11 protein-coding genes are annotated in these 11,914 nt (G+C 72.3%); 7 read left to right on the top strand and 4 right to left on the bottom strand.

The annotated features are described in order from the left end of the window. Positions 1-996 carry an LCP family protein gene (locus tag J2X49_RS03095; RefSeq protein ID WP_146355758.1) on the bottom strand — a complete coding sequence of 332 codons (996 nt, stop codon included), beginning with the start codon at positions 994-996 and terminating at the stop codon, positions 1-3. A gap of 101 nt (positions 997-1,097) precedes the next feature. On the opposite strand from J2X49_RS03095, the gene J2X49_RS03090 reads away from it, so the two are divergent. Genes J2X49_RS03090 through J2X49_RS03065 form a run of 6 tightly spaced genes read left to right on the top strand, consistent with a single transcriptional unit; the run spans position 1,098 to position 7,095 of the window. After that, positions 1,098-1,592, top strand: coding sequence for a PH domain-containing protein (locus tag J2X49_RS03090; protein ID WP_128188775.1), 495 nt, complete (start codon positions 1,098-1,100; stop codon positions 1,590-1,592). Continuing rightward, on the top strand, positions 1,589-3,403 hold the full coding sequence (locus J2X49_RS03085) for a PH domain-containing protein (protein WP_310122399.1): 1,815 nt from the start codon (positions 1,589-1,591) through the stop codon (positions 3,401-3,403). The genes J2X49_RS03090 and J2X49_RS03085 overlap by 4 nt, the downstream gene beginning before the upstream one ends. Further along, positions 3,400-4,095: a Rossmann-like and DUF2520 domain-containing protein gene (locus tag J2X49_RS03080; protein ID WP_128188773.1), complete on the top strand. Its 696-nt coding sequence runs from the start codon at positions 3,400-3,402 to the stop codon at positions 4,093-4,095. Before J2X49_RS03085 ends, J2X49_RS03080 begins: the two co-directional genes overlap by 4 nt. Before the next feature lie 49 nt (positions 4,096-4,144). After that, positions 4,145-5,005, top strand: coding sequence for a pantoate--beta-alanine ligase (panC, locus tag J2X49_RS03075; protein WP_310122394.1), 861 nt, complete (start codon positions 4,145-4,147; stop codon positions 5,003-5,005). A gap of 39 nt (positions 5,006-5,044) precedes the next feature. Next, on the top strand, positions 5,045-6,796 hold the full coding sequence (locus J2X49_RS03070) for a lysine--tRNA ligase (RefSeq protein ID WP_310122392.1): 1,752 nt from the start codon (positions 5,045-5,047) through the stop codon (positions 6,794-6,796). Between the two features lie 29 nt (positions 6,797-6,825). Then, positions 6,826-7,095: a hypothetical protein gene (locus tag J2X49_RS03065; RefSeq protein WP_310122389.1), complete on the top strand. Its 270-nt coding sequence runs from the start codon at positions 6,826-6,828 to the stop codon at positions 7,093-7,095. Position 7,096: 1 nt separating this feature from the next. Here the strand turns inward: J2X49_RS03065 and J2X49_RS03060 are convergent, their stop codons facing one another. The 3 genes from J2X49_RS03060 to J2X49_RS03050 are packed head-to-tail and all read right to left on the bottom strand — an operon-like array spanning position 7,097 to position 9,169. After that, positions 7,097-8,272 carry a type II CAAX prenyl endopeptidase Rce1 family protein gene (locus J2X49_RS03060; protein ID WP_310122384.1) on the bottom strand — a complete coding sequence of 392 codons (1,176 nt, stop codon included), beginning with the start codon at positions 8,270-8,272 and terminating at the stop codon, positions 7,097-7,099. Between the two features lie 37 nt (positions 8,273-8,309). Further along, positions 8,310-8,549, bottom strand: a complete 240-nt coding sequence (locus J2X49_RS03055) for a helix-turn-helix transcriptional regulator (RefSeq protein WP_128188768.1) — start codon at positions 8,547-8,549, stop codon at positions 8,310-8,312. After that, the gene (locus J2X49_RS03050; RefSeq protein WP_128188767.1) at positions 8,549-9,169 is read right to left on the bottom strand and encodes a hypothetical protein; all 621 of its coding nucleotides are present in this window, start codon (positions 9,167-9,169) and stop codon (positions 8,549-8,551) included. The genes J2X49_RS03055 and J2X49_RS03050 overlap by 1 nt, the downstream gene beginning before the upstream one ends. A gap of 178 nt (positions 9,170-9,347) precedes the next feature. Between J2X49_RS03050 and J2X49_RS03045 the strand changes: the two genes are divergently transcribed. Continuing rightward, positions 9,348-11,828, top strand: a complete 2,481-nt coding sequence (locus J2X49_RS03045) for an ATP-dependent Clp protease ATP-binding subunit (protein WP_128188766.1) — start codon at positions 9,348-9,350, stop codon at positions 11,826-11,828. Positions 11,829-11,914: the final 86 nt, after the last annotated feature.

Here is an 11,914-nt window from a genome sequence, read left to right as displayed (position 1 = left end):
CTAGCGCTCGGGCGCCGGCTCGAAGGTCGTCATCGACTCCTCGTCGAACGCCGCGCGGATCTCCTCCACGCCGTCCCAGTTGACGTAGACGACCGACTGCGAGCCCTCCATGCCGACCCCGAGGGTGGGCATCGTGAAGGTGCGCACGTCGCTCGAGTCGAGCGATGCCAGCTGCGGCCCGAGGTCGATGACCGTCGGCAGCGAGAACGTGTCGCTCGTGGCCATGTAGGGCGAGACCTGCGCGAGGATGTCGGCCATCCGGTCGGGGTTCGTGAGGTTCTCGCGCGTCATCAGCTGCTCCATGAGCCCGCGCAGGAACGCGCGCTGGTTGTAGGTGCGCTGGTAGTCGCTGTCGGGGAAGGGCGAGCGGGCGCGCACGTACATCAGCGCCTCCTCGCCCTGGATCGTGATCTCGCCCTGCGGGTAGTCGTAGCCCTGGTAGCCGAAGGCGATGTCGTTCTGCAGGGTCACCCCGCCGAGCGCCTCGGTGAGCCCCTCGAAGCCGTCGAAGTCGATGATGGCGATGTGGTCGATGCGCTGGTCGATCACGCCCTCGACCGTCTGCACCATGAGCGGCACCCCGCCGAGCGAGAGGGCGGCGTTGATCTTGCTCATGCCGTGGCCCGGGATCTCGACCCACGAGTCGCGCATGATCGACATCAGCTGCATGGTCTCGCGGTCCGGCGGGATGTGCGCGACGAGGATCGTGTCGGCGCGGTCGCCGAGCCCGGTGAGCAGCGAGCCGTCGGCGGCGCGCGAGTCGCTGCCGAGGAGCAGGACGTTGATGGGCGCGGCCCCGTCGGTCGCGGCCTCGGTGGGCCGCAGCGACTCCTCGGGGAACGCCGTCTCGATGGTCTCGACCTGTTGCAGCGACGGGTTGACGCGCAGGAAGTACCAGCCGATCGCCGCGAGCAGCGCGAGCACGATGACGCCGACGATCCCGACGGCGACCCATCTGCCGGTGTGCCGCGTGCGCTCTTCCGTCTCTGCCTTCACCGCGGCAGTATCCCAGACCCGCCCCTCAGCCGCCTCGCACTAGCCTGGAGGCGGGTCCGCGGGGGCCTCCGGCTGCCCGCCGGACGACGGGGGAGGGAACCGTGGCCGAGCGCCTGGACGTCACCGGAGAGTGGCAGCGCGTGAGCATGCGCTACGCGGTCGTCGAGTCGATCGGCTCGGTCATCGGCTGGCTGATCGTCGCCCTCGGCGCCACCGTGCCCATCTGGCTCGCCAACGACCAGCGCATGCCGTGGTGGGGCTGGCTGCCGCTCGCCGCCGCCGGCGCGCTCGCGCTCATCGGCGTGGTCTGGGCGTTCCTGCGCACCCGCACCATCGGCTACCTCCAACGGCCCGACGACCTGCTCGTGCGCCGCGGCATGCTGTTCCGCCGCTTCGTCGCGGTGCCCTACGGCCGCATGCAGATCGTCGACATCACGCAGGGGCCGATCGAGCGGATGTTCGGGCTCAAGACCCTGAAGTTCGTCACGGCGGCCGCGTCGAGCGCGATCACGATCCCCGGCATGCCCGGCTCGACGGCGGAGGAGCTGCGCGACCGGCTGGTCGCCGTGTCGGAGTCGCGGCGGGCCGGCCTGTGACGACCGCCCCTCCGCCGCAGGCGCCCCCGCCTGCCGCGCCCGTCCCGAGCGCCGCGCAGCAGGCGCGCGCGCGGGCGATCGGGCTCGTCGACGGCGAGTGGCACCGCCTGCACCCCGCGACGCCGCTGCTGCGCGGCGGGCTCGCGCTCATCATCTTCCTCGGCATCGTCGTCTCCTCGTTCCGCGACCGCATCATCGGCATGTTCGTGCCCGACGAGTGGGACGCCGACTTCGACCAGGACCCCTTCGGCGACTTCGTGCTCGACCAGCTGCTGTGGGTCTCGCTCGGCGTCGTGGGCCTCGTGCTGCTCGGCATCGTGCTCCTCTGGCTCGCCTGGCGCGTGCACCGCTTCCGCATCACGGGCGACGCGGTCGAGGTCGAGCAGGGCATCCTCTTCCGCCGGCACCGCCGCGCGCCCCTCGCGCGCATCCAGGCCATCAACATCCAGAGGCCCTGGTTCGCGCGGCTGCTCGGCGCCTGCAAGCTCGAGATCCAGCAGGCCGGCAACGACTCCAACGTCGACCTCGACTACCTGAGCTCGTCGGTGGCGGATGCGCTGCGGTTCGAGATCATGGACCGCGCGTCGGGCAGGTCCGCCGCCGACGCCCAGCGCCTCGCCGCGCAGCGGCAGGCGGGCGCACCTGGCGGCGTCGTCGACGAGCTGCTGCGACCCGACGCAGAGATCGCCCACCTCGCGCCCGACTCGCTCGTGCGCATCCCCGTCGTGCGCATCGTCGTCTCGTCGCTGCTCGACGGCTGGATCGTGTGGGCGATCGCCTACGTCGTCGCCACCGGCGTGGCGATCATCGGCTTCCAGCAGTTCTGGGCGATCTTCGCGCTGCTGCCGGGCGCCATCGCCTTCTTCGCGGCGGGCGTGAAGTCGCTCGGGTCGAAGCTGCGCTACTCGATCGCGGCGACGCCCGACGGCATCCGCCTCGCGTACGGGCTGGCGTCGACGACGACCGAGATCATCCCGCCCGGCCGCATCTTCGCGCTGCAGGTGAAGCAGCCGCTGCTGTGGCGGCCGTTCGGCTGGTGGCAGGTGACGTTCACGCGCGCCGGCAAGATCAAGCCCGACGGGTCGGGCACAGGGCAGAGCAGCCAGATGGCGAGCTACCTGCTGCCGGTGGGCGACCTGCGCGATGTGCGCACGGTCGTCGGGCTCGTGCTGCCCGAGCTCGCCCACTCGCCCCTCATCGACCAGGGGCTCTTCGGCCAGGCGCCCGACGCGTTCGTCGTCAGCCCGCCGCGCGCTCGGGTGTTCCGCTGGTTCTCGGTGCGCCGCAACGGCTTCCACGTGCACCCGGCCGCCTTCCTGCTGCGGCACGGCCGCATCTGGCGCTCGCTGCAGCTCGTGCCGCAGGCGCGCGTGCAGTCGGTGGCGCTGCAGCAGGGTCCGCTCTACGGCCTCGCGCGACTCGGCAAGGTGCAGCTCCACGTGCCCGACACCGTGCTCTCGCCGGGCATCGGCGCGATCGACCAGCGCGACGCGGCGCTGCTCTTCGACCACGCGATGCGCACGATCAAGGTCGCGATCGACCGCGACGGGTCGGAGTCGTGGGCGTCGTCGCTGTCGCGCCACGCGGTGCTCGCGACCGCGCCGGCGGTGCAGGACGGCCTCATGCGGCCGCCGACCGTCACGCAGGCCGCCCCGCCCCCTTCCGCCCCACCCCCCTCCGCCCCGCCCTCCTCCGCCGGCCGAGCCGAGCCGGTCGCCGCGCGTCCGGCTCGAGTCGAGACCACCCCGCCCCCGATCCCGCCGCACCAGCACCCCGACGTCCGCTGGCAGCGGCCCCGGGACGAGCGATGAGGCCCGGCCGCCTCGGCGTCGGCATCATCGGCGCCGGACGCGTCGGCCCCGTGCTCGGCGCGGCGCTCGCGGGCGCCGGCCACGCGATCGTCGGCATCGATGCCACGGGCGAGGAGGCGGCCGACCGCGCCGAGGCGGTGCTGCCGGGCGTCGCCATCCTCGACGCGCCCACGATCGTCGAGCGCAGCGAGCTCGTGCTCATCGCCGTGCCGAGCGACGAGCTGCCGGGCCTCGTCGCCGGCCTCGCCGCGACCGGCGCGTGGCAGCCCGGGCAGATCGTCGTGCACACCGCGCCCGAGCACGGCATCGAGGTGCTGCGCCCGGCCGCGGCGCGCGGCGCGATCCCCATCGCGCTGCACCCGGCGATGACCTTCTCGGGCACGTCGCTCGACCTCGCGCGCCTGCTCGAGGCGACCATCGCCGTGACCGCGCCAGGCCCCGTGCTGCCGATCGGCCAGGCGCTCGCGGTCGAGATGGGCGGCGAGCCGATCGTCGTCGAGGAGGCCGACCGCCCGGCGTACGCGGAGGCGCTCGAGGCCGCGCGCGGATTCGCCGAGGGGATCGTCGCGCAGGCGCTGCGCCAGCTGCACGAGATCGGCATCGAGCGGCCCTCCCGCGTGCTCGGCGGCGTCGTCCGTTCGGCGGTCGAGACCGCGCTCGCGCGCTACCCCGACCCGCCGGTCGAGCCCTGAGCCGCTGCTCAAGCCCGGCCCTGAGCGCCCGCCCGCCTAGGCTGGCCAGGTGCCCGAGCCCATCCAGACCCTGACCACCATCGACGCGGTGCGCGCGCTCGTGCGCGATGCCCGCGCCGACGGGCGGCGCATCGCGCTCGTGCCGACCATGGGCGCGCTGCACGAGGGCCACGCCGAGCTCGTGCGCACCGGCCTCGAGCGCGCCGACCTCGTCATCGCCTCCGTGTTCGTCAACCCGATGCAGTTCGGGCCGCACGAGGATCTCGACCGCTACCCGCGCACACCCGACGCCGACACCGCGGCGCTCGCCGAGCTCGGGGTCGCCGCGGTCTTCATGCCGACGGTCGACGAGATGTACCCGGACGGCGGCCGCAGCGAGACGCTCGTCACGGCCGGCCACCTCGGCATGGTGCTCGAGGGCCGCAGCCGGCCCGGCCACTACGACGGCGTGCTGACCGTCGTCACGAAGCTGCTGTCGATCGTCGGCCCCGACGTGGCGCTCTTCGGCGAGAAGGATGCGCAGCAGCTGTTCCTCGTGCGGCGCATGGTGCGCGACCTGAACCTGCCCGTCGAGGTGGTCGGCGTGCCCACGGTGCGCGAGCCCGACGGCCTCGCGCTCTCGAGCCGCAACCGCATGCTGCGGCCGGGGGAGCGGGCGGATGCGCTGGCGCTGCCGCGCGCGCTGGCCGCGGCGGGCTCGGCCGCCGACCGCGGCGTCGAGGCGATGCTCGCCGCCGCGCAGTCGGTGTTCCAGTCCGACACGGGCGTGCAGCTCGACTACCTCGCGATCGTCGACCCGGCAACGTTCCGCCTCGCGCCGGCCGAGCACCACGGGCCCGTGCAGGTGCTCGTCGCGGCGCGCGTCGGCGCGGTGCGGCTCATCGACAACGCCGTCTTCACGATCGCCTGACCGACGGGCACGGCCCGCCCGCCGGTAGGATCGGACGTCGTGACCGAGACGACCGAGACGCCTGACGACAGCACTGCCGAGCACGAGCGCGCCGACTGGGTCTCCCGCCTGGCCGACGAGGTGATCGCCGAGGCGGAGCGCCGCGGCTCGCGCCCGGTCGCGGCATCCGGCATCTCGCCCTCCGGGCCCATCCACCTCGGCAACTTCCGCGAGGTCATGAGCCCGCACCTCGTCGTCGACGAGCTGCAGCGGCGCGGCGTCGACACCGAGCACATCATCTCCTGGGACGACTACGACCGCTTCCGCAAGGTGCCGGCCGGCATCGAGGGCGTCGACGAGACGTGGGCCGAGCACATCGGCAAGCCGCTCACGAGCGTGCCCGCCCCGCCCGGCAGCGAGCACGACTCGTGGGCCGCGCACTTCCGCAGCGCCGCCGAGGCGTCGTTCGCCGAGGCCGGCGTGCGCTACCGCGGCATCAGCCAGACCGAGCAGTACCGGGCCGGCGCCTACACCGAGCAGATCCTGCACGCGATGCGCCACCGCCGCGAGATCGACGCGATCCTCGCGCAGTTCCGCACCCTGCCGGCGGCGAAGGACGAGGACGAGGCGCTGCAGGCGGCGCTCGACGCGGGCTCCGGCGCCGCGACCGAGGACGACGGCTCGAGCGGCGGCGAGTACTACCCCTACAAGCCCTACTGCACGCGCTGCGGCACCGACCTCACGTCGATCGAGGCGTACGACGACGACTCGACCGAGATGACGTACTCGTGCACCTGCGGGCACCGCGAGACGGTGCTGCTGCGCGAGTTCCGCTCGGGCAAGCTCGTCTGGAAGGTCGACTGGCCCATGCGCTGGGCGTACGAGCGGGTCGTCTTCGAGCCGTCCGGCGTCGACCACCAGTCGCCCGGCTCGTCCTTCCAGGTGGGGCTCGAGCTCGCGCCGGTGTTCGGCTGGCAGCGGCCGCTCGGCCCGATGTACGCCTTCGTCGGCTTCGGCGGCGTCGCCAAGATGTCGTCATCGCGCGGCGGCGCCCCCGTGCCCGCCGACGCGCTCGCCGTGATGGAGGCGCCGGTGCTGCGCTGGCTCTACGCGCGTCGCCGCATGAACCAGTCCTTCGACGTCGCCTTCGGCTCCGAGCTGCAGCGCACCTACGACGAGTGGGACGCGCTCGCGCGGAAGGCCGCCGCCGGCACCGCGCAGCCGGCCGAGCTCGCCGCGCTCGAGCGCGCGGTCTCGACGGCGCACGAGCGCCTGCCCGAGACGCCGCGGCGCGTGCCCTACCGCACCCTCGCATCCGTCGTCGACATCACCTTCGGCGACGAGGCCCAGATCCTGCGGATCCTCGGCGGCCTCGACGCCGACGACCCGATCGTCGACCTCGACCCGCTGCGGCCGCGCCTCGACAAGGTCGAGGCGTGGGTCGCCACGCACATGCCGGCCGACGAGCACACGGCGGTGCGCGACGCCCCCGACCGCGAGGCGCTGCTCGCGCTCACCGAGACCGAGCGCGACGCGATCGCGCTGCTGCTCGACGGCGGGCAGGGCCTGCCGCCGCTCGAGGAGGCGTGGACGCTCGACGGGCTCACCCACCAGGTGTACGGCGTCGCGAAGGTGCAGCGCGGGCTCGAGCCCGACGCCATCGTCAAGGGCGACAAGGAGCTCTCGGCCGCGCAGCGCGCCTTCTTCGCCCTGCTCTACCGGCTGCTGGTCGGCCGCGAGACGGGTCCGCGCATCCCCACGCTGCTGCTCGCGATCGGTCGCGAGCGGGTGCGCGCGCTGCTCACCCCGTGAGGGGCGGATGCGCGCGGTAGGGTGGGGGCATGCCTGAGAGCTGGTGGGGGAACGCGATCTTCTCGCTCATCCCGACGATCATGCTCGGGCTCATCTTCTGGATGGTGCTGCGGATGATCATCCGCGGCGATCGCACGGCCCGTCGCGAGTACGACCGCATCGAGGCCGAGGAGCGCGCCAAGGCCGGCCTGCCGCCGAAGGGCGAGCGGCCCCTGGCGGCGGCCGATGCCGCGGCTGAGGCCGACGCCCCGCCGCAGGTCGCGACGACGCCGCCGGCCGACGGCCCGCCGCGCGCCTAGCTCAGCGCGCGCCGACGGGCTCGGGCGCGGCGATCGGCGCCCGCGGCTCGAGCAGGTCGGCCGCCGGCGTGCCGGTGGTCCACCGCTGCTCCTTGGCGAGGAAGAAGTGCACCGCGAGGTAGGCGACCGCGAGTGCCAGCGCGGTGACGCCGAACGACAGCCAGTCCTCGCCCGCGACCGGCTGCGCCGACAAGGCCGACGTGCCGGTGAGCGCGAGCGGCACCATGATGAAGACGTTGTTGGCCGTGTGCAGCACCGACGCGGCCTCGAGTCCGCCCGTGCGGAACGTGAGCATCGAGCACGTGAAGCCCACGAGCGCGAGCTGCAGCGTGGCCGACAACGACGGATGCAGATGAGCGGCCCCGAAGGCGAGCCCGGTGAGCACGCCCATCGTGATCGACGCGAGCCACTGGTTCCGGATCCAGCCGCCCAGCATCTGGGTCAGGAAGCCCCGGATCGCGAACTCCTCGCCGGTCGCCTGCAGCGGTGTCGTGAGCAGCACGATCGCGACGAGCGCCCAGTTCGGGTCCCACTGCCACTCGACCGACGGGTCCAGCCAGAGCGAGATGCCGATGTAGATCGCGAAGACCGGCAGGAGCACGATCGCCGAGCGGCCCACCGCGCGCCAGCGCCAGCGGCCGACGACGCTCGAGGCGAAGCCGGCGGCGCCCTTGCCGAACGCCGCCATCGCGACGATCGTGCCGGGGATCATCGCCGCCCAGGAGAGGTTCACGCCCAGCATGCCGAGCGGTGAGCCGATCAGCTGCGTGAGCCCGTCCAGGAACTCCTCCTCGGTCGGCGCGCTCGTGGGGTCGAGCTGCGAGAACAGGTCGACGACGCCGGGCATCAGCAGGGCGAGCGCGACGATCTGGCCCGCGGCGAAGAAGCCGATGGCGATCGCCCACGCGAGGAACCAGCGGCCCACCCGCTTCGACAGCGGCCGGAAGGCGCCGACGAACGCCTGCCCGCGCATCGGGAGCGCCGCCGGCAGCAGCGCGGGTCGCGTGGGCGCGGGCGGCTGCCGCGGCTGGCCGTAGGGGACGGGTGCCGCGCCGTACGGCGCCTGCCGGTACGGCGGCTGGCCGTACTGGGGCTGCCCGTACGGTGGCTGCCCGTACTTGGGCTGCCCGAACTGGCCGGGCGGTGGGCTCCAGGGCTGCGCGGGCTGATCGGTCACCGTGCTCCTCGTCGTCGTCTCTCAGAGGCTACCGATGTCACCCCTGCGTTCCGTGAGCGCCGACCGTGAAGAGGTCACCGGGTTGGCACTCGAGCGCATCGCACAGCGCGATGAGGGTGGAGAAGCGGATGGCCCGGGCACGGTCGTTCTTCAGCACCGAGAGGTTGACGAGGCTGACGCCCACCGCCTCGGCGAGGGCGGTGAGCGTCATGCCGCGGGACTCGAGCAGCTCGTCGAGCCGGCAGTGCAGCCGCGAGAGGTCCTCCTCGGCCGGCACTAGACGAGACCGTCGGCGTCCCGCTCGGCGCGGTCGGCGACGCGGAACACCGTCATCAGCGTCGCGACGACGAGGCCGAAGAAGATGGCCGCGGGGTTGAACGCCGCGACCGCGCCGTATCCGGCCGGGGTGCCCATCGCCTGCCACGTGCCCATGCTCACCCAGCCCTCGAGCGCATCCGCCACGATCGGCCCGGCGGCTGCGCCGATGAGCACGAGCGCGAGCGGCAGCTGCGCAGCCTGGAGGAATGCGCGTCCGCGCAGCAATCGGCCGGCGAGCATGGCGATGCCGACGAGCACGAGCGCGACGCCGGCCGATCGCGCGACGAGCGCGGCAACCATGGCGAGGGTGAGGTGCGTCGGCTGGCCGGTGAGGAAGACGACCGTGTCGAGCGACTGGGTGCTCACGACGGCGATGCCCTCCGTCGGCCCGGCCAGCGGCTCCGGCAGCTCGGGCTGCACGAGCAGCGGCGCCGCCCCCATGCCTTGGAGGAGCGGGAGCGTGGCGTTCAGCGCGGTCGTCACGGCTGTGAGCGCCGCACCGACCCACGCCGCGATCTGCACGAGCCGCAGCACGGCGCGATCGGTGCGGGAGAGGACTCTGGCGGTCTGTGCGGTCATCGCGAACTCCTTCGTTCAGCGAATCGAATGTCGATAAGTTATCGATGATCGATATGCGCGTCAAGCGCGCTGCGCGCTCGAGCGCTGCGGGCCATCCGCCCCGTGCCGCCGACAGCGAACACGGCCGTGTCCGCGAACCCGCGCGGCTACGCTCGAATCTCAAGGAAGGGAGGCAGCGATGTTCGAGAGGTTCACCGACCGCGCTCGCCGGGTCGTGGTGCTCGCCCAGGAAGAGGCGAAGCTGCTCAACCACAACTACATCGGCACGGAGCACATCCTGCTCGGCCTCATCCACGAGGGCGACGGGGTCGCCGCGAAGGCGCTGGAGCAGCTCGGCATCTCGCTCGACGCCGTCCGCGCGCAGGTGCAGGACATGATCGGCACCGGCAGCCAGCAGACCACCGGGCACATCCCGTTCACGCCGCGCGCCAAGAAGGTGCTCGAGCTGAGCCTGCGCGAGGCGCTGCAGCTCGGCCACAACTACATCGGCACCGAGCACGTGCTGCTCGGCCTCATCCGCGAGGGCGAGGGCGTCGCCGCGCAGGTGCTCGTCAAGCTGGGCGCCGACCTCAACCGGGTGCGCCAGACCGTCAACCAGCTGCTCGCGGGGTACCAGGGCAAGGAGTCGACGACGGTCGGGGGCGACCAGACGCAGCAGACCGACGCCAAGGGATCGCAGATCCTCGACCAGTTCGGCCGCAACCTCACGCAGGCCGCGCGCGACGGCAAGCTCGACCCCGTCATCGGCCGCGAGAAGGAGATCGAGCGGGTCATGCAGATCCTCTCGCGCCGCTCGAAGAACAACCCGGTGCTGATCGGCGAGCCCGGCGTGGGCAAGACCGCCGTCGTCGAGGGCCTCGCGCAGGCGATCGTCAAGGGCGAGGTGCCCGAGACGCTCAAGGACAAGCAGGTCTACACGCTCGACCTCGGCTCGCTCATCGCGGGCAGCCGCTACCGCGGCGACTTCGAGGAGCGCCTCAAGAAGGTGACGAAGGAGATCCGCACCCGCGGCGACATCATCACCTTCATCGACGAGATCCACACGCTCGTCGGCGCCGGCGCGGCCGAAGGCGCGATCGACGCGGCCAACATCCTGAAGCCGCTGCTCGCCCGCGGCGAGCTGCAGACGATCGGCGCGACGACGCTCGACGAGTACCGCAAGCACTTCGAGAAGGACGCCGCGCTCGAGCGCCGCTTCCAGCCGATCCAGGTCAACGAGCCGTCGGTCGCCCACACGATCAACATCCTCAAGGGCCTGCGCGACCGCTACGAGTCGCACCACAAGGTGACGATCACCGACGGCGCGCTCGTCGCCGCGGCCAACCTCGCCGACCGCTACGTGCAGGACCGCTTCCTGCCCGACAAGGCGATCGACCTGATCGACGAGGGCGGCGCCCGGCTGCGCCTGTCGATCCTCTCGGCCCCGCCCGAGCTGCGCGAGTTCGACGACCGCATCTCCGACGTGCGCACGCGCAAGGAGGCCGCGATCGAGGGCCAGGACTTCGAGGCCGCGGCGCGCCTTCGCGACGAGGAGAAGGAGCTGCTCGGCGAGCGGCTCCGCACCGAGAAGCAGTGGCGCTCCGGCAACGGCGGCCCCACGGGCGTGCTCGACGAGGGCGTGATCGCCGAGGTGCTCGCGAACGCGACCGGCATCCCGGTGTTCAAGCTCACCGAGGAGGAGTCGGCGCGGCTCATCTTCATGGAGAAGGCGCTGCACCAGCGCGTCATCGGCCAGGACGAGGCGATCAGCGTGCTCGCCAAGACCATCCGCCGGCAGCGCGCGGGCCTCAAGGACCCCCGCCGCCCCTCCGGCTCGTTCATCTTCGCCGGGCCCACGGGCGTCGGCAAGACCGAGCTGGCGAAGGCGCTCGCCGAGTTCCTCTTCGACGACCAGGACGCCCTGATCTCGCTCGACATGTCCGAGTTCAGCGAGAAGCACACCGTCTCGCGGCTCTTCGGCGCCCCTCCCGGGTTCGTCGGCTTCGAGGAGGGCGGCCAGCTCACAGAGAAGGTGCGGCGCAAGCCGTTCTCGGTCGTGCTCTTCGACGAGATCGAGAAGGCGCACGTCGACATCTTCAACTCCCTGCTGCAGATCCTCGAGGAGGGTCGTCTCACCGACGGCCAGGGCCGGGTGGTCGACTTCAAGAACACCGTGATCATCATGACCACCAACCTCGGCACCAAGGACATCTCGGGCGGGCCCGTCGGGTTCGTGCTCGAGGGCTCGAGCGAGAACGACTACGAGCGGATGCGCGCGAAGGTCCGCGAGGAGCTCAAGAAGAACTTCAAGCCCGAGTTCCTCAACCGCGTCGACGAGACGATCGTCTTCCCGCAGCTCAGCCCCGACGAGCTGCTGCAGATCGTCGATCTGTTCATCAAGCGGCTGCAGGAGCGCCTGCTCGACCGCGACATGACGATCGAGCTGACCGAGGCAGCCAAGCGCCGCCTCATCCACATCGGCCACGACCCGGCGCTCGGCGCCCGGCCGCTGCGTCGAGCGGTGCAGCACGAGATCGAGGATGCGCTGAGCGAGCGGATCCTGCACGGCGAGCTGGGCTCGGGCGAGCACGTCACGGTCGACTTCGTCGACGACGAGTTCGTCTTCACGCACACGTCGCCGGAGCCGCACGAGCCGGAGCTGGCGCCCGCCGACGCCTGACGGCGGCGCGGCGAGCCAGGCCGCACGAAGAGGGAGGGGACCCGGCGGGTCCCCTCCCTCTTCGTCGTGCTCGGACCGTTACCGGA

Origin of the sequence: Agrococcus sp. BE272, assembly GCF_031457935.1 — a bacterium.
GTDB lineage: Bacteria > Actinomycetota > Actinomycetes > Actinomycetales > Microbacteriaceae > Agrococcus > Agrococcus sediminis.
Note: the sequence above shows the minus strand (reverse complement) of the source record. Positions and strands in the feature narration are given on the sequence as shown.